At 44.7% G+C, this 24,378-nt stretch carries 25 protein-coding genes; 8 read left to right on the forward strand and 17 right to left on the reverse strand.

The features are described from left to right. Window position 1: 1 nt before the first annotated feature. Genes QMA39_RS05855 through QMA39_RS05865 form a run of 3 tightly spaced genes read right to left on the reverse strand, consistent with a single transcriptional unit; the run spans window position 2 to window position 1,598 of the window. A complete protein-coding gene (locus tag QMA39_RS05855; RefSeq protein WP_281658196.1) occupies window positions 2-907 on the reverse strand; it encodes a DUF817 domain-containing protein in 906 nt (301 codons plus the stop codon). Further along, window positions 897-1,118: a helix-turn-helix transcriptional regulator gene (locus QMA39_RS05860; protein WP_027955496.1), complete on the reverse strand. Its 222-nt coding sequence runs from the start codon at window positions 1,116-1,118 to the stop codon at window positions 897-899. The genes QMA39_RS05855 and QMA39_RS05860 overlap by 11 nt, the downstream gene beginning before the upstream one ends. 9 nt (window positions 1,119-1,127) lie before the next feature. Beyond that, complete coding sequence (locus tag QMA39_RS05865) at window positions 1,128-1,598, reverse strand: DUF2975 domain-containing protein (protein WP_281658197.1); 471 nt, start codon at window positions 1,596-1,598, stop codon at window positions 1,128-1,130. A 173-nt stretch (window positions 1,599-1,771) separates the two neighbouring features. Here QMA39_RS05865 and QMA39_RS05870 point away from each other — a divergent pair, with 173 nt between their 5' ends. Both QMA39_RS05870 and QMA39_RS05875 read left to right on the forward strand, forming a co-directional pair. Continuing rightward, entirely contained in the window at window positions 1,772-2,887 is a 1,116-nt protein-coding gene (locus QMA39_RS05870) for a saccharopine dehydrogenase NADP-binding domain-containing protein (RefSeq protein WP_281658198.1), read from the forward strand. 71 nt (window positions 2,888-2,958) lie between these two features. Next, complete coding sequence (locus QMA39_RS05875; RefSeq protein WP_027955493.1) at window positions 2,959-3,711, forward strand: IclR family transcriptional regulator; 753 nt, start codon at window positions 2,959-2,961, stop codon at window positions 3,709-3,711. A 385-nt stretch (window positions 3,712-4,096) separates the two neighbouring features. Here QMA39_RS05875 and QMA39_RS05880 read toward each other — a convergent pair whose 3' ends face one another. From QMA39_RS05880 to QMA39_RS05905, 6 genes are all read right to left on the reverse strand, one after another. Further along, window positions 4,097-4,894, reverse strand: coding sequence for an MBL fold metallo-hydrolase (locus QMA39_RS05880; RefSeq protein WP_027955492.1), 798 nt, complete (start codon window positions 4,892-4,894; stop codon window positions 4,097-4,099). A gap of 225 nt (window positions 4,895-5,119) precedes the next feature. Further along, on the reverse strand, window positions 5,120-5,344 hold the full coding sequence (locus tag QMA39_RS05885) for a YqkE family protein (RefSeq protein WP_206935949.1): 225 nt from the start codon (window positions 5,342-5,344) through the stop codon (window positions 5,120-5,122). After that, complete coding sequence (locus QMA39_RS05890) at window positions 5,341-5,673, reverse strand: iron-sulfur cluster biosynthesis family protein (RefSeq protein ID WP_027955490.1); 333 nt, start codon at window positions 5,671-5,673, stop codon at window positions 5,341-5,343. Before QMA39_RS05890 ends, QMA39_RS05885 begins: the two co-directional genes overlap by 4 nt. A 62-nt stretch (window positions 5,674-5,735) precedes the next feature. Then, on the reverse strand, window positions 5,736-7,010 hold the full coding sequence (locus tag QMA39_RS05895) for a UV damage repair protein UvrX (RefSeq protein ID WP_281658199.1): 1,275 nt from the start codon (window positions 7,008-7,010) through the stop codon (window positions 5,736-5,738). Window positions 7,011-7,138: 128 nt separating this feature from the next. Further along, window positions 7,139-7,933: an SDR family oxidoreductase gene (locus QMA39_RS05900; protein ID WP_027955488.1), complete on the reverse strand. Its 795-nt coding sequence runs from the start codon at window positions 7,931-7,933 to the stop codon at window positions 7,139-7,141. A 4-nt stretch (window positions 7,934-7,937) separates the two neighbouring features. Beyond that, window positions 7,938-8,903: an MBL fold metallo-hydrolase gene (locus QMA39_RS05905; protein ID WP_027955487.1), complete on the reverse strand. Its 966-nt coding sequence runs from the start codon at window positions 8,901-8,903 to the stop codon at window positions 7,938-7,940. 216 nt (window positions 8,904-9,119) lie between these two features. Between QMA39_RS05905 and QMA39_RS05910 the strand changes: the two genes are divergently transcribed. Continuing rightward, the gene (locus tag QMA39_RS05910; RefSeq protein WP_281658200.1) at window positions 9,120-10,643 is read left to right on the forward strand and encodes an AbgT family transporter; all 1,524 of its coding nucleotides are present in this window, start codon (window positions 9,120-9,122) and stop codon (window positions 10,641-10,643) included. 46 nt (window positions 10,644-10,689) lie between these two features. Here QMA39_RS05910 and QMA39_RS05915 read toward each other — a convergent pair whose 3' ends face one another. Then, a complete protein-coding gene (locus QMA39_RS05915) occupies window positions 10,690-12,306 on the reverse strand; it encodes a M20/M25/M40 family metallo-hydrolase (RefSeq protein ID WP_281658201.1) in 1,617 nt (538 codons plus the stop codon). Window positions 12,307-12,387: 81 nt separating this feature from the next. Between QMA39_RS05915 and QMA39_RS05920 the strand changes: the two genes are divergently transcribed. The 5 genes from QMA39_RS05920 to QMA39_RS05940 all read left to right on the forward strand — a co-directional run bounded on the left by QMA39_RS05920 (window position 12,388) and on the right by QMA39_RS05940 (window position 17,726). Then, window positions 12,388-13,137: a glycerophosphodiester phosphodiesterase gene (locus QMA39_RS05920; protein WP_035532061.1), complete on the forward strand. Its 750-nt coding sequence runs from the start codon at window positions 12,388-12,390 to the stop codon at window positions 13,135-13,137. After that, window positions 13,137-14,306: a glycosyltransferase family 2 protein gene (locus tag QMA39_RS05925; protein WP_281658202.1), complete on the forward strand. Its 1,170-nt coding sequence runs from the start codon at window positions 13,137-13,139 to the stop codon at window positions 14,304-14,306. Before QMA39_RS05920 ends, QMA39_RS05925 begins: the two co-directional genes overlap by 1 nt. Further along, window positions 14,303-15,319: an NADPH dehydrogenase NamA gene (gene namA / locus QMA39_RS05930; protein WP_281658203.1), complete on the forward strand. Its 1,017-nt coding sequence runs from the start codon at window positions 14,303-14,305 to the stop codon at window positions 15,317-15,319. The genes QMA39_RS05925 and namA overlap by 4 nt, the downstream gene beginning before the upstream one ends. A 106-nt stretch (window positions 15,320-15,425) precedes the next feature. After that, entirely contained in the window at window positions 15,426-16,352 is a 927-nt protein-coding gene (rnz, locus tag QMA39_RS05935; protein ID WP_281658204.1) for a ribonuclease Z, read from the forward strand. A gap of 12 nt (window positions 16,353-16,364) precedes the next feature. Beyond that, the gene (locus tag QMA39_RS05940; RefSeq protein ID WP_027955480.1) at window positions 16,365-17,726 is read left to right on the forward strand and encodes an aldehyde dehydrogenase; all 1,362 of its coding nucleotides are present in this window, start codon (window positions 16,365-16,367) and stop codon (window positions 17,724-17,726) included. 437 nt (window positions 17,727-18,163) lie between these two features. On the opposite strand, the gene QMA39_RS05945 is transcribed toward QMA39_RS05940, so the two are convergent. From QMA39_RS05945 to QMA39_RS05975, 7 genes are all read right to left on the reverse strand, one after another. Beyond that, window positions 18,164-18,955 (reverse strand): phosphatidate cytidylyltransferase, encoded by a 792-nt coding sequence (locus QMA39_RS05945; protein WP_281658205.1) that lies wholly within the window; start codon window positions 18,953-18,955, stop codon window positions 18,164-18,166. A 464-nt stretch (window positions 18,956-19,419) separates the two neighbouring features. Next, entirely contained in the window at window positions 19,420-19,872 is a 453-nt protein-coding gene (locus tag QMA39_RS05950; protein ID WP_281658206.1) for a hypothetical protein, read from the reverse strand. 186 nt (window positions 19,873-20,058) lie between these two features. Next, window positions 20,059-20,637 (reverse strand): hypothetical protein, encoded by a 579-nt coding sequence (locus tag QMA39_RS05955; protein ID WP_281658207.1) that lies wholly within the window; start codon window positions 20,635-20,637, stop codon window positions 20,059-20,061. Between the two features lie 619 nt (window positions 20,638-21,256). Further along, a complete protein-coding gene (locus QMA39_RS05960; protein ID WP_281658208.1) occupies window positions 21,257-21,748 on the reverse strand; it encodes an NUDIX domain-containing protein in 492 nt (163 codons plus the stop codon). A gap of 81 nt (window positions 21,749-21,829) precedes the next feature. After that, complete coding sequence (locus QMA39_RS05965; RefSeq protein ID WP_281658209.1) at window positions 21,830-22,630, reverse strand: nucleotidyltransferase domain-containing protein; 801 nt, start codon at window positions 22,628-22,630, stop codon at window positions 21,830-21,832. Window positions 22,631-23,023: 393 nt separating this feature from the next. Further along, window positions 23,024-23,614 carry a hypothetical protein gene (locus tag QMA39_RS05970; RefSeq protein ID WP_281658210.1) on the reverse strand — a complete coding sequence of 197 codons (591 nt, stop codon included), beginning with the start codon at window positions 23,612-23,614 and terminating at the stop codon, window positions 23,024-23,026. Window positions 23,615-23,858: 244 nt separating this feature from the next. After that, a complete protein-coding gene (locus tag QMA39_RS05975) occupies window positions 23,859-24,131 on the reverse strand; it encodes a hypothetical protein (RefSeq protein WP_206931859.1) in 273 nt (90 codons plus the stop codon). Window positions 24,132-24,378 lie beyond the last annotated feature (247 nt).

The raw sequence follows: 24,378 nt of genomic DNA on the forward strand, positions 1-24,378 counted from the left end.
ATCAGGCTTCCTCTTCAGCTTGTAGAGAAACCCCTGTTTCTTTACAAGCTTTTTTCTTACCGCCAGGAGCGAAAGCCCCTTCCCTTTCCGCGGACGAGCGCCTGAGCTTCCTCGTTCCTGAACGCTTTCCCTTCACATGCTTCAAGAGAGCAACAATAAGAAAACTGACAATCACAAGCAGCAGCCAGGAGCTGATCTTCCCCACGTGAACAAGCGTCCAGGCTTCCTGCTGGCCGGGATACTGCCACGCACCGAAAAATGTTGCAATGTTTTCAGCAATCCAGATAAAAAAACCGATCAGGACAAAGGACAGAACGAGCGGCATTGAATATTCCCGCCCATGAACAATATAAGTTACCCGTGTCCGAATAAACAGGAGAACGACAAGGGATGCGAGCCACCAACGGATATCAATCCAGAAGTGATGAAAGAAGAAATTGAGGTAAACCGCCCCTGCCAAACCTCCGGCCAAAAGGGAGGAAGGCCAGTGAACCAACTGTACGTCCAGTCTCCTCCAAGCCTGACACAGATAACTGGCTACACTGGCATACATAAATCCGCTGTACAACGGGACTCCCCAGACCTTACTGTACCCGGGCTCCGGATATGACCACGAACCCATGTGCACTTTAAAGATTTCCAATGCCAGACCGATGACGTGAAAAAGCGTGATCACCTTCAGTTCATCTCTTGTTTCAAGACCGGACCGAAGCATCAGCCACTGCGTCAGTAAGAAGAAGATCAACAGCCAGTCATAACGTGGAAGAACAGGCAGCGGGAATACCTGCGTAACTGCAAGCGCTGCAAAAATGATAACCGGAAAGATGCATGATAGTGCCTGCTGCCAGCCAAAGTGAAAAAGCTGATGCACAGCGTCTGACACCTTATGAAAACATCTATGTTTCATCACGTTCATCCTCTACATACTCCAACAAATCACCAGGCTGGCAGTCCAAGGCTTTACAAATGGCTTCCAAGGTGGAAAAACGAACGGCCTTCGCTTTTCCATTTTTCAAAATGGAAAGGTTGGCCATCGTTATCCCCACTTTATCCGCCAGTTCTGTCACACTCATCTTCCTTTTCGCAAGCATCACATCTATATGAACCCTCACCGCCATCTCATCACCTCACACCGTCAGATCATTTTCTTTTTTTATTTCAAGTGCCTGTTTAAGCAGGGCCTGCAGGACCGCAGCGAAAACGCCTATGACAAAGGACGCTGCCATGAAGGCAAGGCCGGCGGCAATCAATCCAGGAGCATCATCCACTTCCCCTGCTTTGTAAAAGAACGGAAACACCAGCACATAAATCGCACTGACCGTAAAAGCACTCCGCTTGATTTTGGCTAATGAGTGTACCGATGCCTCGGAAAATGCCGCTTCTTTTTCAATCAGCCGCAGCAGGCGGAGTGCCTCGTATAAGGCGGTGAAAAAAGGAACAGCCGCTGCATACATTCCGATCAGCACAGGATAATGCGAACCCCACATCCCCTTTGCTCCCGCTTCTGTCCAAGGAAGCAGAAACACGCATAAAATCAGCACTCCCAGTCCCAGCACATAAATCACAGCCGTTAAAAATATCGTCGATCCTTTTTTCACTTTCCTCCCCCCATTCTTATTTTCTATTTTATCGATACATTTATCGAAAAACAATAAATTTTTATTCCTAATCAATATTCATATCTTTGCAGTACAAGTTCTCTATTGACCCACCATCATCTCCGTACGTATAATATCAAAAAGGGACACTGTCCCAAAATGGAGGTTTTACGATGAATAAAGTGCTGTTGATCGGAACTGGTGAAGTTGGCAGTCATATTATGGAATTTCTCGTTCGTGATCCTAAATGCCCAGAGCTGGTGGTTTGTGATATTAATGAGGAAGACGGCAGAAAGAAAGTGCATAACGCCTTAAGGGGAGCGGCCGTCCACCGTTTGTACCCTGAAGTTACGTTCAAAAGGCTGGACGTAACCAATGTCCACGAAACAGCTGATCTCCTTAATAGAGAGCAACCAGACGTAATCATCAACTGCGCCGTTCTTCAGACATGGCATACCATTCGCAAGCTTCCTAAGGAAATCTATGAAAAGTTGAGCGCAGCCAGTCTGGGAGCCTGGCTTCCATGCCAGCTCGCCCTTGTCTATCACCTTATGCTGGCCGTCCGCCAGTCTTCTGTTTCCCCGCACGTGATTAATACAGCTTTATCCGACCTGGTCAATCCTGCCCTTGGGAAACTCGGACTTGCCCCTACCATCGGCATTGGGAATGTGGATGTAATCGAACCTTCTGTAAAACTTTCAGTTGCTGAAACCCTTCATGTACCGGCCGACGCCGTAACGATCTACCTGGTCATCCATCATCAATGGTGGGTCTATCCAAGAGAAGCCGGCTATCAGAAAGCCCCGCATTATATGAAAATCATGGTGCATGACCAAGATGTTACGAGCCAGTTTGACACCGAACAGCTGCTGTGGGACGCCATCAAACAGTATCCGGAGGGCACAGCATTCACGACCGTTTCCGCAAGCTCCACAATTAAAAATATGTTTGCCCTCCTCCAGCCGGCCAAGTGGTTTACACACTCCCCCTCTCCTCAAGGACTGCCCGGCGGGTATCCTGTCTATTTGAGCCGGGAAGGGGCTGAACCCGTCCTCCCAGAAGGATTAACGCTGGAAGAAGCCGTTCAGATCAATGAAGCTTCTGCCAAGCTGGATGGGATTGATCACATCAGCGAGGATGGGACCATTTATTATTCGGACTACACCCATCAGATTTTGAAAGAAATGCTGCATTTCGATCATGCCAGCTTCAGACCGGAAGACAGCCTCCAGCTCGCAAAAGAAATGATGAGCAGTTATCAAAAGCTCGCTGCCCGGTACCCGTCTTAAAAAGTCCATCCACTAAAAAGACGTGGTATGATAGAGGGAAAATGCGTTTGTTACGTAAAGGAGGTCATGCGATGCCTGCGCGTATTGCAGCCATTGATAATGCGATTGACATATTAATGGTTCTCAGCCAGAACAAAGAAAAGAGCATCCGGGAGCTTGGCGGCCAGCTTGATATCTCAAAAAGCACGCTGCACCGGACGCTTCAGACATTGGAATCCCGAGGATTTGTTAAACAAGACAGCGCTACACAAAAATACTCTCTTGGTTATCAAATTCTTGAACTCGGTGTTCAATTAAAGGCTCATCACGAATTAAGAAATGCAGCCGTTCCCCATATGGTGGACCTGCGTGACCGGCTGGGGGAAACGGTACAGCTGGCTGTTATGGAAAATGATCAGCTGCTGATCATCGAAGCGGTGGAAGGAACGAAGGAATTGAGGTTTTTCTCCAAAGCAGGCCAAACCCTCCCCGTCACGTATGGTAATTTCGGAAAAGTATTTCTGGCTTTTATGGATATCGACGAGCGGGAGAATTATTTAGCCGGCCAGCCACTGGAGAAATACGGATCCCTTTCCATTGTCGATCGTAGCGAATATATAAAGCAGCTGGAACACGTAAAGGAAGAACGGCTCTCCAAAAGCGTGGATGACCCGATTGATGGGTCGATCAGCATGGCCGTACCGATTTTCAGCAAAACCGAAACCGCCGCAGCCCTCTCCATCGTCGGTGCAAAAACCAATCAGCTCCTGGCTGATCAGGAAAGATGGGAGAAACTCCTCAAAAAAGCAGGAGAAGCTGTATCAAACGAACTCTCCAAAACATAACAAAAAGACAGACCGCTGCCCCGCAGCGGTCTCAGCTTGTAGAGAAACCCCTGTTTCTTTACAAGCTTTTTTCTTTCTTACCGCCAGGAGCGAAAGCGCCTGTTCTTTCCCTTTTTGTTTTCCACGCAAGTGCGCAATAGCGCAGCCCATGCCGTTCTTTTGAACCTGCGTACACGAGGAGCGTTCGTTGGGGACGCCTGCGGGAACAGCACGAGCCGAAAATCCACTTCGGCAGGTGTTCTTCCTCTCCAAGTCAACGGAGGCCGTGCCCGCCTTAAGCATCCACCGATAAGCGGAACGCGACCACACACATGTCATGCGATAAGTAGTATTTTCCGGACACGATGAACCCGGCCTTTTTGTGTTAAACGTCGGTTTTCATCCTTTACACACGGGCGTTCACGTCAGCGACAATGGACGTAATGATGTGAAAGGAATCCCATTCTCCATCAGAGTAAGAAATAATCGGATATTCCTTCGGGAACAGCTTCTTTTGAATGTCACGATCGGACAGTCCGGATTCGTGAAGGTGCTTGACTTCTCCATAGAGGTGCTGCAGATGGTCCAGTTTCTCTTCCAGGCGGCTGCGCCCATCCTCTATATAACCGGCATGACCACAAAACATCGGGCCAAAATCGTAAGTGAGCACCTTTTGTATGGAATCCATGATCTGCGGGATGGATTCCTCCCGCATGATTACCTTTGTCTTCGGCCGTACGAACAAATCTCCTGAAAATAACAGACCACGATCTTTGTTGAACAGGGAAACGTGATCCACAGCATGGCCCGGAGTTTCAATCACTTCCCAATCCAAATGCCGGGAGGAAAGCTGAGACGGGTATGGGACAGGATGAAAGGCTTCCCGAAGCCCCCACGTCTTCCTCCGGTATTCCGGGTAAGGAGCAAATTCTGTACACGTATCAATACCAGATGGGTGAACATAGATCGGAGAACGGTGGTGCTGCTCCAGCCACGCAGCAGTCCCTGTATGATCTTCATGGTTATGTGTCAGAGCTGTCACATCTATCGGCATGCGTTCATAAAACGAAATGAGTTCATTTTCAAAATGTCGGGTGCCCGTATCCACAATCATACCGTCTACGTAATACGCATACACACTGCCCATATGAGGGACGACCATTTCCACACATGTGACCTGCTCTTTTTCAAAGACTTGAAACATAGGGTTCACTCCTTTTTTGATTCTTTCCCTATTGTAACATGAATGAATAATCATTCACTATATAATAAAGTCATCAAAAAATAAATAGTCCCTGCCGTAGAAGTGTTTATGTCTAAAGTGGTTGCACTGCCTCCTTTTTCGCAGGAATCACCGGGTCCCTGATCCGTTTAGAAAAACATGCGGTTTCTCTGCAAACTAAAAAATAAGCACCCCTGGAGGGCGTGCTTATTTTTTAAAACTTTTCCAATCGAGTTCACTCTCATTAAGAAGCTCTTCAAAACTCTTATTGGCTTCTCTGCGCTTTCTTTCTTCCATCCGGCGCTGTTTTTCCTGTTCTTCCCGTTCTGCTGCCTGCTGTTTCCATTCATTCTGCTTCGACTTGAGCTTGGATAAAACATCGGCGTTCAGCTGGGAGCCCAGAGAGCCTTCTTCCAGTTTCCTTTTACTCATATCGTCGCTCCTTCTTTCACGTCTTTGATCGGGATGATCGGATTCAAGATACCATCAGGGCTGGAAAGGCGGAAAGTGCCACGGACAAAATCAAGCTTCATCTCCTTTTTGAAGAAAATGGCCTGCTGGTTGTCAATAATGACCGGATAATCCTCATTTTCCACTTTCTCATCCGTCGTCCGTTCTTCATGCTCCAGACGAAGGGTCGGGAGTCCGTTCACTCCACAGCCGCACCCTTCGGTATCATAAAAAAGACGGAGAAGCGGCCGGCCGGCTTCCTGTATCTGCTCGAGCTGTTGTTTAGCTTCATCTGTGATGCGTAGTTTCATCTTTCATCCCTCCTGTCCTTCTATTGTAAAAAATCCTTTGACAAAGAACAATCGTTTTGATTTTATTCGGCATAATGTCCGCCAACTAGACGGCTGCGATGTCGAGCTGTGCCGGCGTCCGTCCAGGAAACCGCCCGGAGCAGCATATCCTGGCCGAACCGCTCACGAATCTCATCCATGACATAACCGAGGTCACGTTTTTTATCCCTTCCTTGATCAAACAAGTCCAGCTGAACACTGGCATCCTCAGTAATATTGCCAAGCGAAATGGATATGCGGCGGACGACTCCCCCGTGGTAAAAGCGGTGAAACAATGTGAGGCAGGCATGGTAAATATCCATCGTAATGCTTGTCGGCTGGTTGATGGATACAGACCGGTGAAAGCCGCTGCCATCTTCCCTTTTACTGTAGCCGATACCGAGCGAAATCGTCCGGCCCGCATGGCCCTTGCGGCGCGCACGACGGGCCACCTCCTCACACATTTCCAGGATAACGTACTTCACTTCCTCAGGGTCCGGATAATCCCTGAGGAGAATCTGACTTTTTCCATAGCTGACCTGGCCATGGATAATCGGAGCTCCCGGATCGGATAAGTCCACCCCATTCGCATGGTAATAAAGCTGATTCCCCATCACACCAAATGCCTTCTCCAGTCGTTCCAGCGGGAATTTTGCCAGCTGGCCGACTGACCAGATGCCCATCCGGTTCAGCCTGTGCTCCATCCGCGGCCCGATCCCCCACATCTCAGACAAGGGAGCGACGGGCCACAGTTTCTCCTGGAAGTCCTCAAACGTCCAGCGGGCTATGCCCTTTTTTTTCGCTTCCAGATCGAGACACAGTTTTGATAACAGCATATTCGGTCCGATTCCGATGGCGGCATCCAAATGGAAGGTTTCCTTCAATTCATTAATAATCATCCGTGCCGTCTCATCCGGACGGCCGAATTTCCCCTTGTTCCCCCCAACTTCCAAAAAGCTTTCATCGACACTGTACGTATGGATGTTCTCTTTGGGAACGAATTTATGAAAGAGGTGCGTGACTTGTGTAGACACCTCCAAATATTTCCTCATCTGAGCGGACACAATCACAATATCCGGTGACGATGGTATTTCAAACAGACGGCTCCCCGTGCGGATGCCGTATTTCTGTTTCATGGCCGGTGTAGCAGCCAAAACAACGCTCCCTCTCCGGTTCATATCCGCAACGACGGCCAGTGGACAGGTTAAAGGATCAAGCCCGCGATCAATCGCTGCACAGCTGGCGTAAAAACTTTTCATATCTACACAGAGGATTCCACGATCCGGATAGCGGGTGTAATCAATATTCGGATTGCTCATGCCCCTTCTCCTTTCGTTTTTACTACTATTATGCGAATATATGTTCGTGTTTGCAAGTTCCAATTCCTGTCATCCTGCTCCTGAATATAAAAAAACCTCCGGGCAGCAGGCCCGGAGGTGGGATATCCTTATTTTTTCTTAAACTGTTTATGCATGATTTTTTCGACCGCTGAAGGTGCCACCGCGTAGACTTTACTTCCTGAATTCATCCAGGAAGGCAGGTTGATTTCCCGCTGTTTCGTGAATAAGCGGCTGATGACAATCCTTGCCACCTTATTCGGATCCAGCATCATCTTATCCACGGCTTTTTCATAATTCCCGCTCGGGTCCGCCTGTTTAAAAAAGTTTGTACGGACAGGGCCGAGATTGACGCTCGTAACATGAAGGCCGAGCGGCTCTACTTCCATCCTTAATGCGTTGGTAAACCCGAGTACCGCATGTTTCGTAGCGGCGTAAACAGCGGATTTAGGCGTCGCCATCTTTCCAGCCTGGGAGGCGATATTCACAATATGCCCTTCCCCGTTCTGAAGCAGGTGGGGCAGCAGTTGATGAGTCGCGCGGAACAACGACGTCACATTGACCGACACCATCCGGTCAATATCCTGCCAATTTGAATCGGCTACATAATCGAACACTGCCACCCCTGCATTGTTAATCAATGCATCAACAGACCCCTGCTCATAGCAGATTCTGTCAATCGTGTCTTTCCATTCTGCATCATTGGACAGATCCGCTTTATACCATGGGCAGGATGTGCCGAAAGTGCTTTCAATGGTTTCACTCATCAGTTCCAGTTTATCCTCTGACCTGGCCGTCAAAATCGGAACAGCACCTTCTGATGCTGCATGGATGGCAAGAAACTGTCCGATTCCACTGGAGGCCCCGGTAATCAGGATCTTTTTTCCCTTTAAACGTTCATTCATGTCATCACCCGTTCATTTCGTAAAATTTCTCCCCTTCTATGATAGACGTTTTCAGCCGATTTATCGACTCCAAATAATCCAGCTGCCCTACGGTCTCCGACATCGTCAGCCCAAGCTGGGATTCTACATGCTTGGGAAACAGACGCTCACATATGTCATAGGCACGCTGCGGTCCGTCCTTAAACATGCGGAAAACTTTTTCCGCCCGCTGCTCCTGCTTTGTCAGGCGCGTTTGTATAAGAGCGTTCACGTCACCGAACACCTTCCCATGGCCCGGGTAAACCGTGTTCATGTTCAAAGGAAGTAGTTTTTTCATGGAAGCCCGGTACTGAAGAAGAGGCTTCGGCCGTCCTTCTCCCGGACTGTAGGCAGGCTCTAGTAAAGGGTTGGAGGAAATATGGGCAAGAAGATGATCTCCCCCGATCAGGGCACCGTCCTCTTTGCGGAAAAAGGACAGATGGTTCTGGGCATGACCAGGGGTTTCAAGCACCTGCCATTCGTCATGGCCCGGAAGAAGACGGCCTTCTTCCAGGAGGTGCGTCATTTTCCCCTCTGCCGTCCATTTCAAAGGTTTTTTCAGTCCTTTCAAAAGGGAATCAAAACGCTCCGGGACACCCGATTCCTTATACATCCACTTAAAAAAAGATTCGTATCGTTCAAAGAAGCCGTCATCCCTCTCCAGCCACGGCTTCAATTTTGGATGACCTGCGATCGTCTGGACACGTGAAAAACGATCCACCCATCCCATATGATCCGGATGATGATGAGTAAGGATCACCTGCTCAATATCCTCCGGCTGGTACCCTGTCATTTTCAACTGATCGACAAGCGCGTTCCAGGCATCTTCTGTACGGACACCGGCATCCACAAGGGTAAGGCGGTCCCCTTTCAACAGGTACGTATGGACATCTCCCACCGCATAGGGCGTCGGCATTGTGATTTGAGTAATTGTATCTTTCAACGTTTTCATACCTTCCCTCCAAACTGAATGAACATTCATTTCTTATATTGTACCATGTTTCTTTTCGGATTTCCCGTGTGCGGATGTTTAAATATCCTATAATTCGTAATACTCTTTCTAGTAGCACTTTTTCAAACACCCTTCAAAAAAGTCTTACAATTCTTTATACTTTAACGCGTCTATGTAAAAGAAAGAACTTTTTGAAAAGCTGTAAGGAGGAGAATCATGGAAAAACAGGAGAAAAAAGGGCTGACAATGCGCCTGCTTGACGGCGTGGAACGTGTCGGGAACAAACTTCCCCACCCTGTTACATTGTTTGCTGTTTTTGCACTGCTGGTTATCATTGCTTCATGGATTGCTTCCACAGCAGGTGTTGAAGTGGAAGATCCCGCTTCAGGTGAAACCCTGCAGGTGGTGAATCTGCTTTCCAGTGAAGGTATTAAATATATGTTTGAAAGTATGGTTGAAAACTTTGTAGGGTTCGCACCGCTTGGAACCGTGTTGGTCACGATGCTGGGTATCGGGATTGCTGAGAGGTCCGGATTGATCAGTGCGATGCTCCGGGGTCTGGTTACATCCGTGCCACGCTCATTAATGACCGCGTCCCTCGTGTTCGGAGGAATTATGTCCAGTATGGCCGCAGACGCCGGGTATGTCGTACTGACGCCTCTCGGTGCCGTACTGTTTGCCGGCCTCGGCCGACATCCGCTCGCAGGACTTGCAGCTGCTTTTGCCGGTGTATCCGCCGGGTTCAGCGCCAACCTGCTGCTGACCGCTCTGGATCCACTGCTTGGTGATTTAACGATTCAGGCAGCTGCTACCATTGATCCGGAGTATGCGGACACGATTTTGTATACGATGAACTATTACTTCATGATTGTCTCTGTGTTTGTCTTAACGATTGTCGGTACCATTGTAACAGATAAAATCGTTGAGCCGCGTCTTGGCACGTATAAGGGCGGCGTGAAGGAAGAAGTCAACTACTTAACAGCCCTTGAGAAAAAAGGAATGACAGGTGCTCTGGTCGGTTTCATCGTGACCATCGCTCTCATGGCTCTTCTTGTTGTCCCGGAGTGGGGGCCGCTGCGGGATCCGGATGATATTCTGGCTTCTCCATTTTTCCACAGCCTTGTTCCTGTTATCTTGATTTTGTTCTTTGTCCCAGGATTTATTTATGGAAAAGTGACGAAGGAAATTAAAAACGATAAGGATGTCGCCGGGCAGATGTCCGATACGATGGCTTCCATGGGCATGTACATCGTCCTTGCCTTTACGGCAGGACAGTTCGTTGCCTACTTCAACCATACCAACCTTGGTAAAGTCATTGCCGTCAGTGGCGCGGAATTCCTTGATAATCTCGGCTTTACAGGCATCGGGTTAATCATTGCGTTCATTTTTGTCGCTGGTTTCATCAACCTGTTTATCGGAAGCTCTTCCGCCAAATGGGCCATCATGGCGCCGGTTTTCGTCCCACTTATGATGCAGCTCGGCTATTCACCGGAACTGACAACCCTTGCCTACCGGATTGCAGATTCTACGACCAACGTCATCTCACCGTTGATGCCGTACTTTGCGATTGTGATTGCTTTTGCACAAAAATATGATAAAAAAGTGGGCATTGGTACACTGATTTCCGCCATGCTCCCTTATTCCATTGCATTCTTCATCATCTGGATGATTATGCTCCTCATCTGGATGATGACAGGTCTTCCAATCGGTCCTGGTGCCGGTTTCGAATACAATGGATAATCAAAAAGCCTGGAATGATTTTCATTCCAGGCTTTTCTTATGTGTTTCAAGCTTTAAATAGTTCGTGAATCGTTTCGGTTACGATTTTTGGAAGCTTCTCAAAACTGTAGGTCAACTCAAGCCGCTCCGTCCACTGGTGAGGATCCCTGCCCAGAGGGCCTACGTTAATAATCGGCATTGTGATCGATTCCATGTCCTCCGCCGGCCATTCAAACCCATTTCCATGAATCGGCATCTGTTTCGTCAAATCCGTCAGGGACGAGCGGGCGGATGTCGGGCCGATGAAACTCAAGTCTGACAATCCTGTAAAGTACTCCACCACTTCAAGTTCTTCACCATAATGTGTCCGGGCATAATCCATAGCTGTCTGCGCTCCGTGCTGGATCATTGGATCGTGGTGCGAGGAAACCGCCGGGTAGAACGGTGGACTGTAGAAAAGAACAATCATTGGACTGATATCCTTACACAGGGAGGCGAGACTCTGCACGAGAGTCGTTGAGAAATCACGATCTCCCTGGTCACGCAGTTTAACAAGCCGGTTCTGCCGACGTTCCACTTCCATCTCCCCATACCTTTCGACCGCTTCTTTGTAAAGCTGGTCATACGTAAGGATCGTGATATCCGGATGAAAGGCTGACGTCTGGGTGCCTTCCAAATAATACGATGCCTGATGATGATAATGATTGATGATCTTGGCTTTTGCACGTTGGGCGGCCAGCAGCAGCTTCTCATTCAATTCCTTGATCGTCTGCTTCATATACAGGACGTTGTACATGGCCACAGCTGCCTGCGGGGTCTGTACGGAATATTCAAATTTCAAGTCCCGCTGCATCAAACTGATCGGCGGCGGTGTCCGCTCCTCCCCGACCTTTTCGATAAAGGCTTCATTCAGCTCCATTTCCTGAGCCAGATAGCTGACCATTAAATTGGCATTCAGACCACCGAAGGGCTCCCCTGCATGGGTTTCCTTCCCGTAACACAGGAAACCGGGCAGCGCTTTCCCTATGGAACCGGTATATAAATAGTAGGCCGGATCACCAGGATACTTACTGAACATCGGCTCTCCGTTCAAAGCGGTCTTATACACGAGACCTTCTTGTTCTTTGATTTCCCTCAAGGCCGGGAGTGCTGCCAGCATCCCTTCAGAGTTCACTTCCTCATCGGGGACCGCAATGAGCAGTAGATTCCCTTCAAATTCACCATTCATCGCCTTTTCCAGAAGAGACAAATGAACGGTTAGACCGGCTTTCATATCCATCGTCCCCCGCCCGAAGAGCCAGTTTCCGGATTCCAAATCCTTCAACGCTTCTTTTGGCAGGTCGCTGCTGTTTTTATGTAGTTCCTGTGTTAACTCACGTGGATAGAACGCCAGATTCTGATACGATCCGTAATCTTCGACACCAACGACATCCACATGAGCAAGCAGGACGATGGTTTCCTCCGCTTCTCCATTTTTCACAAGCGCAGTGAGAAGCTGTCGTCCATCATCAAGAGGATGCCGCTTGAGGTGATCGGGATGCTTTTTATAATAATCCCTGTCCTCCAAAATATAATATAAGTATTCAATGATGGCGATCTCTTCATCACTGTTCGTAATACTCGGATACTCCACCAGCGAACAGAGCAGATCCGTCAATTGTTCTTTCGTCTGCCATACCTTCATCACTCCACACTCCTTGTTGACTTTTCAAAGAATATCAAACACAATCAGACTCATAGAGCCCACTTGGAAGAGGTGACCCCCTTGGTAAAAACACTCGTTTATGCCCACAGAGGAGCAAGTAAACTGGCTCCGGAAAACACCATGCCCGCTTTTGAGCTGGCTCGTCAGGCTGGCGCAGAGGGAATTGAAACCGACGTCCAGCTGACGAAAGACCAGGTTCCCGTCCTCATCCATGATGAAAACCTGAGACGTACGACGAACGGAACCGGGTTCGTACAAGATTATACATATGCGGAACTCCGGCTTCTTGATGCTGGAAGCTGGTTTTCGCCGGAATTTTCTGATACATCCATTGTATCACTAGACGAGTTCCTTCGCTGGTTTCGGGACCAGCCGATGTTCCTGAATGTGGAATTAAAAACAAATGTCATTGAATACAAGAATATTGAACGCATCGTCTACGATTCCTTAAAGCGGTATCACGTTCTGGAACGGACCGTCATATCAAGCTTCAATTCGGATTCTATCGAACGGATGAAAAAAATTAACCCCTCCGTAGAGACAGCCTTTCTCACCTCTACAAAAATGAGGCGGCTTCCTCACTATGCGAAATCCCTGCAGGCCGATGCCCTTCATGTGAAGCACCGCCTGTTGGACAAACGACTCGTTAAACAGGCCGCCAAGGAAAAACTGGCCCTGCGCATCTATACCGTCAATCGACCGGCCCTGATGAAAAAATGCTACAAGCTTGGAGTCAATGGTATTTTTACCGATGTGCCGCACCTTGCTCTTGAATACAGAGATCTGCACCATAAACGGAGTGGACGATAATGCTGTTCTGGATCTACGTGCTGACAGCGGTTGTATGGTTCGTTCTACTTGTTGATTTTAAGACAGGGATACGGAAAATCCCCTCCCTGTCTTCAGCCGGCCTTTCACATTCAAATCCTGTGTCGGACATTTCCATTATCATCGCTGCGAAGGACGAGGAAACAGCGATCACCCAGACGCTGGACTCCCTTGTTCAACAAACCCTCCCTCCTAATGAAATCATCGTCATCAATGACCGTTCTACCGACAAGACAGGCACATGGATTGATGAGGCGGCTGCCCGTCATCCGCAGATTATCCCTGTTCACGTAACGGATCTCCCGGAAGGCTGGCTCGGTAAAAATCACGCCCTTCACCTGGGAGCCTCCAAGGCCGGAGGAGACTATCTAGTATTTACAGATGCGGATATCCATTTCCACGAGGATACCCTCCGATATGCCGTGAAGCTGATGGAAAAGCATCAGCTCGACTATGTAACAGCCGCTCCTGATCTCAAGGCCGGTTCGTTCCTTTTAAAAGGTTTAATCTCTTTTTTCTTATTCGGGTTCAGTTACTTGAAACGACCATGGACCGCAAATGATCCGGAGTCAAATCAAGGGATGGGAATTGGTGCCTTCCAGTTGATTCGAGCTGAGGCGTATCAAAATATCGGCGGCCATGAAAAAATGAAAATGCGGGCGGACGATGATCTGGCTCTTGGTCAGCGGATGAAAGCCGCAGGTTACTCTCAAATGTTAGTTTCCGCTACACAGCACCTCTCTGTTGAATGGTATCCAGATCTCCCTTCTGCCCTGAAAGGGTTTGAGAAAAACGCCTTTGCCGGACTGAACTATTCATTCCTGCTTTCCATTTCTGCTTTATTTGGTGTCTTTCTATCCCAGGTCCTTCCCTTTTTCCTTTTGTTTCATCCCGATTCCTCCGTGCAGATGATTAGCTTCATCAATGTCCTTTTGTTATTTTATTTATATATCTTATCGACCCGGGCGTTTACAACGTATCCACTGTGGCTCGCCTCTGCCCTCCCGCTGTCCGCCGTTCTGTTTCTCTACATGCTGGCACGGGCCCTCATCCTGACATGGTTCAGAGGCGGCATTGAGTGGCGGGGAAGCCGGTATTCGCTTCGTGAACTGAAACAGAATTTCCGGGACACCAAGGAGGAGTCTGAATGAAACATCAATTATTCCAACCCTGCACGATAAAAAACGTCACGTTAAAAAACCGGATCGTTATGTCTCCCATGTGTATGTATTCCTCACACGAACAGGACGGAAGAGTCCAGCCCTTCCACCTCGCCCACTACGAAAGCCGCGCTGCCGGCCAGGCTGGTCTTGTGATGATTGAAGCAACCTCCGTTCTACCGGAAGGAAGGATTTCCCACGAGGACCTCGGCATCTGGGAGGATGACCATATCGAAGGATTGAAGAAGATCAATGATGGCATTCACCGTCATGGAGCTGCCTCCGCCATACAACTTGCTCATGCCGGACGTAAAGCGAATCTCCAGGGAGAGATTTTCGCTCCGAGCGCAAAAGCATTCAACTCTTCGATGAAAGAACCTGTGGAAATGTCCAAGGAAAAAATTGAATCAGCCATCGAAGCTTTCCGCAAAAGTGCCAAACGTGCAGAAAAAGCCGGATTCGATATCATCGAACTTCACGCCGCCCATGGCTACTTGATTAACCAGTTTTTGTCCCCGCTCACCAACTTCCGGACGGACCAATACGGAGGCAGCCGCGAGCGCCGGTACCTCTTTCTTCGTAAAGTCATTGAAGCCGTCAAAGAAGTGTGGTCCGGTCCATTGTTTGTACGGATATCCGGTGAAGAATATCATGAGGATGGGAATACCATGGATGACTTTCTTTATTTCTCCTCCGAGATGAAAACGCAGGGAGTGGATCTCATCGATGTCAGCTCAGGGGGCGTCGTCCCTGCATCCATCGAGCCTTACCCCGGTTATCAGGTGACATTTGCTGAACAGATCAAGCACGGGGCGGATATCGCGGCAGGAGCCGTCGGGTTAATCACCAGCGGGATACAGGCAGAGGAAATTCTGCAGAACGAACGGGCCGACTTGATCTTCATCGCCCGCGCCTTTTTAAGGAACCCTTACTGGCCGAAACAGGCTGCTGATGATCTTGGTTATTCATTAGAAGGACCAAGGCCGTATACAAGAGCCTGGTAAAGGATGCACCTCAACTGCCGGATCCAAGTCCGGCAGTTTTTTGTACCATATGAAGTGAGTTCTCCTTCCGCGGATGGTATGATGGAGAAAGTAGGAGTGTGTTGCTATGGAACTATTTTTTCTAGGGACAGGATCCGGAGTCCCATCAAAAGAGCGGAATGTTTCTTCGCTCGTTTTACGAATGCTCGAAGAACGGGGAACCACATGGGTCTTTGACTGCGGGGAAGGCACCCAGCAGCAGATCCTGAATACAACGATAAGGCCCCGCAGAATCGAAGCTATTTTCATTACCCACCTGCACGGCGACCATATATACGGGCTGCCCGGTTTATTAAGCAGCCGGTCCTTCCAGGGCGGCGAGAGTCCTGTAACCGTTTACGGTCCTCGCGGATTAAAAGAATACATTGATATCAGCTTGAGATTAAGCGGAACACACCTGCGCTACCCTCTGTATGTCGAAGAGGTTGAAGAGGGTCTGTTGTTTGAGGATAAACAGTTTATTGTTGAAGCTGTCCGTCTGGAGCATGGGCTTGAGAGCTTTGGGTATCTCCTAAAGGAAAAGGACCAGCTCGGTGAACTCCTCCCATCAAAGCTGCAGGAGCTTGGTATCCAGCCAGGCCCTCTTTATCAGCAGATTAAAAGCCGGCCGGAAACAGAGCTGGAGGATGGACGAATCATTCAACGGAACGATGTCACCGGTCCCCCTAAAAAAGGAAGGAAAGTAGCCATTCTTGGTGATACCCGCTGTCTTCCGGAGCTTGCAGGGACCTTGAAAGACTTTGATGTCCTCGTTCATGAAGCAACGTTTGCCGGTGATCAGGAGGAAATGGCCTTTAATTATTTCCACTCCACCGTGAAACAGGCCGCCTCCCTTGCTAAAGAAGCCGGCGTGCGCGAGTTGATTCTCAACCACATCTCATCCAGGTACCAGGGAAAAGCTGTCCAGCAGCTGCTGGATGAAGCCAGGGAAATTTTCCCGAACACGACCATTTCCAAAGATTTTTACCAGCATTATATTTCCAGAAATCATTGAGGAGGCCCTAGGATGCATACCATTGTACAAGCACAGAAATCATGGTTCCAGGAAGGTCACACGAGAAGCTACACCTTTCGCAGGGAGCAGCTGCAGAAGATGAAACAGATGCTCACCACCTTTGAAAAACCGATTTTGAATGCATTAAAATTTGATTTGAACAAATCCGAATATGAAGCCTATGCCTCAGAGATTGCTTTTCTTAAGAGTGAAATTGACCATCATCTTAAACAGTTGAAAAACTGGATGCAGCCGACAAAGGTTAAAGCGCCTCTCACACATACCGGTTCAAAAAACTACATCAAAAAAGAGCCATTCGGAACCGTCCTTGTCATTGCCCCGTGGAATTATCCGATTCAGCTGGCCCTCGCCCCGGTGATCGGAGCCGTTGCGGCCGGAAATACGGTCATCCTTAAACCCTCCGAACTGACACCGACCGTTTCCTGGGTATTGAAAAAGATGGTGGAGCAGTACTTCCCTTCCTCCTATATTACTGTTGTGGAAGGGGATAAGGACGTGACACAGGAGCTGCTCGACCAGCCTCTGGACTACATCTTCTTCACAGGAAGTGTTCCGGTTGGGAAAATCATCATGGAAAAAGCGAGCCAACGGTTGATTCCAGTCACACTCGAACTTGGCGGGAAGAGCCCGACCATCGTCCATAAAGATGCTTCCGTAGACCTTGCTGCCAAACGGATTGTCTGGGGGAAATTCACCAATGCCGGGCAGACCTGCATTGCTCCAGACTATTTGTACGTCCATCATGAAGTGAAGGCTGACCTGATCCGATCGATGAAGAAGTACATCCAGGAGTTCTACGGAGAACATCCTCTCAAAAACCCGGACTATACGAAAATCGTGAATGCCTCCCACTTTGAGAGACTTTCCAATTATTTAACGTCCGGTACGACCGTTGTCGGGGGAGCTGTCGATGAACGCCAGGAGAAAATCGCTCCCACCATCCTCGATCAGGTGACTTGGGCTGATCCTGTGATGCAGGATGAGATTTTCGGACCGATTCTTCCGGTCCTCACCTATGATGAACTGGATGAGGTGGTTGAACAGATTAACGAACGTCCAAAACCACTGGCCCTTTATTACTTCGGAGAAAATGAAATCGAACAGCAGCAGGTGCTCAACCGCATTTCATTCGGTGGAGGCTGTATCAATGACACCCTTTACCATATTATCAACCCTCACCTCCCCTTCGGGGGCGTTGGTGAAAGCGGCATGGGTCATTACCACGGCCAGGCCAGCTTTGACACGTTCACCCATCAGAAGAGCATTACAAAACAAACCACTAAATTCGATCAAAGCTTCCGTTACCCTGGGTCATCCCTTGGACTGGCTATCATGAAGCGGATCTTCGGTTAATTAAAAGACTCTGTTAAATTTTAGAGTTGATATTACTACAAAAAGGAACTTCCAATTTTATGGGAGTTCCTTTTTTTATAGTAATTTGCTTATTGAAGTAAAGCCCCCGTTAGCGTAAGACATGAATTCGAGGTAAATTAAAACTACATACCATACCTATCACTTAAAAAAATAATCCTTTTACCACTTCATAAATTGCAATTCCTACTACTACTCCTAATAAAAGTTTTACGAAGTTCATAGTTTTCCTTTCCAAAACGATTTCCCCTTTACCTTAGCTTCGATTTTATTAAACATCATTAATGTTGAAAGCAAGCATTATATTGAACAATAGCCCCCGTTAATGTAAAACTTGATTTCAAGATGTCTCCAGAAAAGACTAAATACAAAAAGCAATTGTGGCGATTGCTCTATTGAGCAACCGCCATCTAACGTTTCTAAAAGATACCTATAATTTTCAATCCTATAAATACAAATATCCAGCTATCCAAGCGATCTAAAACGCCTCCATGCCCCGGGAATATATTTCCTGAATCTTTAACCTGGAAGTAACGTTTTAATGCTGACTCTGCTAAGTCGCCTATTTGTCCTAAGATGGAAATGAAAATAATAACCATAATGGAAATAAAATAGCTGGAGAAAACCTCCCATTGCCATTGCATTAATAGTCCTACTAAAAAAGCAACTACTATTCCTCCCACTGAACCTTCAACCGTTTTATTTGGACTAGTATTGGGGGCAAGCTTTGTTTTACCCAGCGTTTTACCAACAAAATAAGCGCCCGTATCTGTGGACCATATAATAATTAAAACAGTGAATGTCCATATGATTCCTTCCTCTAATCTTGCTTGAACTAACAACTGGAATCCGAATCCAATATATAACACCCCAATTAAAAGGGTTCCAGCCTTTTCGATAGAAAATTGTTCTGTAGCTCTTTCTTCACTTAGAATCGTAGCTGTAAGAAAAGAAACAATCAGAGCAAGTATTACTTTTATATGTATATCTTCATAGGAGGGGTTAAACAAAGGAATGAATAATAGGAAAACTCCTAAGGCCCCTATGAACCATTTCCTTCCCCATTTCTTAATCTTTATGATCGTAGTAAATTCATAATATCCAACTAAGGCTAGTAACAACATTGAATATATAAACCATTGTTGACCTATGTAAAACACAATTAAGAACAATATGGCTATTAATATTCCAGTACTAACACGTTCTTTCATTGCCAAAACCCCAAGCATAAGAAAATGTATGTAGCATTATCCCTCGTTAATTACAATTATTTCAAATTCACTTTAATACCACAACCTATAAGATTAAACTTACCCGAAACTCATTAAAGAGGGAGAGCCATCACTTATAGCGCTCTATCGAGCAATCGCCTCTATTGGGGAAGACTCGGTTTCAAAGTGTTTAATCATCATGTAATTGTAGGTATTAACTATATTTGTTTTGACACCCAAATGAGCATCCCTCCAAATAAAATAGCTAAAAAAGAGACTAATAAAAATATCCCTCCAAGAAATATAGAGGGGAAGAAGTAGCATGTAGCAACAACTACTATGAACCAGCCTATTACGAATGAAAAGCTTGAGAATAAATCAATAAAATATTTTATAGAAACGCCCCCGTTAACGTAAGACTTGATATCGAGATATTCTTGAAACGTTATATAACTCTAATTACCCTATTTGCACTGATCGATATTACTTTTAAGTACAACTGGACCTAACTTTTTGGTTTTGGTATTTGAGAGTCTCACTTGTACGTCTACGTTTTTCATATCCGCTGTAATTAAATCAAATCTTCCTGCCCATGTTGGACTAATTTCTTCAGGAGTAGGAAATAGTCTAAATCTCCAACTTATTTCGTCGGGAATATAGGCAAATCCTTCGTAGCTATCAAAATCCCCATAATTTGATGGTTCTGGAAGATGCACAGCAAGAATGCTGATATTAGTGCGAGCAAAACTTGGTGGGAATAGCTGGACTTTATATAATAATGCCGTTCCCTTTGCATTTATTAAATTTTGATCAACAGGTTCTAAAACCATACTGCAGGGCATAGAAATTGCATTTACTTGACTTGGAGAAATAACAAGTAAAAAAATAATCATTGGAACCAAAATAAATCGTTTCATAAAACACCTCAACCAATTTATTTTGGCTAGTATCCCCTATTTTAAAGTCATTAATTATTTTGTTTACCCACTTTAACTGTTTATTTCATAAGTAAAGAAGGAGAGCGACAACTCAAATTGAGTAATCGCCCCTGTTTAGGTCCTCTTTTACTTTAGTTACCCATTAACTTAATTAAGCAAATACTATTATTGAAATGGACTTTTCTTCTTACTAGGATAATCAATTGAGTTAGCTATTTTAACTAATACTTCAGCATTGACCTTATCAGAAGCCCTTTTATCAATACTAAACATGTATTGCCAATCATCCCTCTCAAAAACTAATGCATAAGGCCCTCTACTAAATTTCATATAGACTGCTTTATTCCCGTTCTTTAGGTTAACCTTTTTAACAATATACTTATCTGGGATTTGAATTTTATGCTCGATAGGTCGAACGTCTATTTTGTAATGATTTCCAGGTGATTCCTCGCTTATGAACGTCAGTTCTAAAGAATCATTTATGTCGCCATCTAAATCACTAAATCTCCCCAAATAATGAGTAAAAGTTATAGGTGGAATTCTAAGTGGCAGCTTTAAGTCTTGGTTATAATGTTCTTCAAATTCTTTTATAGCTTCTTCAGCCGTTGTGTACCCGCCAAATTCAGGATAGAATTCCTCTATGGGTTTAGGTTTATCGTTAGAATTTGCATTTACTGTTCCATGGTTCCCTCCCCAAAAGAAAATACTGAAAATGATTAATAAAAGAGATATACATTTCTCCATATAATACCACCCTAAAATTATATTTAGGCGTATTATTAACAGTTAATTAACAACTATTCTTTCTGCACTAACCTGGTCGATAGTTCATAAAAAAGGACCAAACCGTTATTCCTGATTTGCCCCCGTTTCATGAAGACTTGATTTCGAGATAATTCGCCATTACTTATAAAACTTTAAACTGCTTTAATTTACGTTATCAAAAAGATAATCGAAGTAATCAGAAATGGTGAACCGAATATGCCAATCATCATTCCTAACCTTCTTTCTTCTCTATCTCCTTTATCTGTTGAAGCCACATTTAATTCAGACCTTCTAATAAACGTTTTCATAAGGAAAGCAGAAATTAAAGCTGACCCAAAACCGATAATATTAACTAAACTAATGAACATTTTCAGGCTAAAGAATATTGTAATTGACAATATGATTAATAATAAGAAACCATACCCTAAAGCGTTTCTCAATGTCACACCTCTTTCTTTATTTTAATCGGGGTTATGCCAAAACAAGTAAACAAGAAATATTAACTTATGATATTCCCTATTAAATTAAAGCCCCTGTTTGTTTAAGACTCGATTTCGAGATATCTTAAGTGGTATCCATATTTTGCTCAAGACAATAACTAAGTTCGGTTTAGAGCAAAATCTAATACTTCTTGGTGCAATTCATTCCAATCATGATGATATTCATTGAACTCATCTGGATTAATAAATATCCTTTCTGTCGATTCATATTTGGCTTGAAAGTTATGTAGTTGTTCGATGTCCATACGATAAAAAACCTGATAACCTACCTTAGGGTAAGGACTATTCTCATCCCAGCATTGGTTTTTACTGTGGTCTACTTCAATATACCCTAAAAGAGAGCACCTTCCAGTAACATATCCTTCTTCATACGCTTCACGCTCCATGCATTCTTCTGGAGATTCTTTAAATTCTATATGACCTCCTGGAAAGTCCCATCCTCTGTGATCTAAATTCACTAACATTAACCTATCATCTTTAAAACAAAATCCATGGACACTCGTTATAAGTCTTTTCGGAGGAAGCACTTTATTATACTTCCACGTTAACTTAACTAGTGCTTCTCCCCAATTAACGTATTTAGTTGTCATAACCACTCTCCTTTGCAAGTCGTGGCAAAATTAAAATGTTAAAGGGTTGACCCCGTTTCTATAAGACTAGGTTTCGAGATATCATTTACTCTCGACATTTAATTGTTTATTTTCTTCCTTCGAAAATGTCTCCAACATTAATTTTAGAAAAGGAATAGTTCGATTATCTTTTTCAAACTGTCCTTTTATCCAGTTAAATTCCATATTTATAAGAGACGTTATTTTTTTAATGGCGAGTTCATGATCGGAAGGAGTGGTGTATTCATAAATCTCTTGAATTCTATTTTGCTTTTCTTTAGGTAAATGTGCATGTATCGCTTTTAAACCCAGCTGAGAACGGTCTCTACAATATCTAAAGAGGATGATGCTACATAAACCCCTCATTACATGGCGCAACATTTCAGGAGCCCATGTGGGATTACCTCGTTCCATTGCTTTTTTATATTGAAACAAAAACCAAGCTACGTCTATTACATGATCTTTAAATTCATCTTCTGAAAGAGTAAGTTTTTGGCTGGAATTATAGGCGTTCATTAGATTATCTGGATCGTAAAGGACAGTAAAATAATCCTTATTCTGAAATGTCTTTTCTGTCACTGTAAAGAGGTCTACATGCAACCAATCTTCATATATAGCAATAATTTGCGGCGCTACAATGAAAATATCATCATAGAAGATTATATCCTTATATGATTTAAGATGACTCAATCGACGAGATAAAAATGTTTTTTCCTCCTCTTCATCAATTAGACAATATAAGTCTATATCTGAGTGTTTATCATGTTCATTTCTTCCCATAGACCCTTTTAAGAAAATACTCCGAACACAAGGGTCCTCCCTTAAACTATCTACTAACTTATTAACAGCTTCCTCTTGACGCATAGTTATCACCTCAAAACTAGTAATGATAGATATTACGCCATCATATCGCTTATTTACATAATATTCAATAATCTTAAAACAATATAGTCTTCACGAACAACTAAGCCTTTAATAGTCTTATGCATAAAAAAGGGAATTACTCTTATTGAATAATCGCCCCCTTTACTTTAAGACTCGAATTCAAGGTATATATAGCGGGAAGCTTCAACTCTGTAACGTCTACTATCGAACCATTCATGTAAAAAGTGCATTTTAAATCCTTTATGATTACCCCCTGGTATGTCCGTGCCTGCCTCCCCACCACGTTAAATTTATTATCGTTAAAAAAGAGATGCATTTCTCGTTAAATTTTGAGAAAAAGGAGCTTTCCTGTTTGGAAGAGCTCCTTTTTTCTCACTTTTGCGATTCCAACATTCTTTCGTATGCGGCTTCATCCCGCATTATTTTTAAATATTCCAAGTCTCTTTCAGCTGCTAATACCTTTAATCTCTCAGACGACTCAGGTATTTGAGATGTTATTAGTGAGTTAACCAAAACCGTTAAAGGTTCTCCTATCGCTCGCTTATAATTGAAGCCTAATAACTGAAGAATAGTAATTGTTTTTTTAGACAATAAAGGTTTTATATTTTCTAAGTTCTTCAAATTATCTTCAGCTTTAGCATAAGCTTCGCCATCTCCTGCTTCTTCATCAGTCTCTAAAAACTTCTCTAGAAGAGGAATCAGATTATGCGAAATGTATTCTATATCTTCTTCAGAAATCTTTTGTGAAATTACCTCTTCATCATACGTTTGAGCAATTTGAATAAGTTCATTTTTTTCAGTAATTAAATCTCTTATGATTTCCTCGAGCTCTTGAATCGTCGCTTCTTGATCCTTCTGAGCCTTGGTTGTACGGATCTTGTCATAAATGGCTTGAGAACTATTTTTAGTAGCAATCGAAGTAAGTTGAGTACTTATACTCTGGAGATCAAAATATTCTAACATATAACATCCTCCTTCTATTTCTAAATTATAGCTTCTACTAAAAAGAGGAAATTCCTCCCATATAGTCGAATTTTAGTCATAGGAAGGAAGTGTTTCTTTGGATGAAAATAAGCTAGGTGGAGTGCTCAATTTTCAAATGATGGGACGAATCTTTCTTGCAGATTCGCCCCCGTTTCTGTAAGACTAGAAACCAAGGTATCACCGAAAATTTCTTTAAAGATCTGTGAATATCCCAAAGTCTATTTTAATTTCTTATGTTAAACAGTAATTGTTTTAAAATTTTGTATAACCTATTTGTAAACCATAGTAAAAGACCAGCGACTATAACTGCCATTGGCATACTTAACCATACTGGCATAGTAACCCCTGGTAAAATACTCATTGGTATGCTCTCTATTCCTGAAGCCCTAAGTACTCCGCTTATTACTGCAATAAAAGCAGAAAAGAGCAATCCAACATAAAGAACAACTATTACTGGTAGACTAAAAAGGCTAACTATTTTAATCCCAACATTCATACATACACCCTCCCTCATAACTTTTTTACGTAACAAACAGGACATTATCCCTATCTCAAACACTAATTTTTTCCATCATATCATACAAATTTATACTTATATATGAACTTCAGATTTATTTAGCCATAAGTCTTGAGGCTTAGGAAACACTAATTCCAAAAAAGTAAACACATGCTTTATCAATAATTATCTCGAAACTGAGTCTTCAACTAACCTGCCCTTTAGCGAAAGACTCAGTTTCAAGATA

The organism is Halobacillus sp. Cin3 (assembly GCF_947311855.1).
Classification (GTDB): Bacteria; Bacillota; Bacilli; order Bacillales; family Halobacillaceae; genus Halobacillus; species Halobacillus kuroshimensis.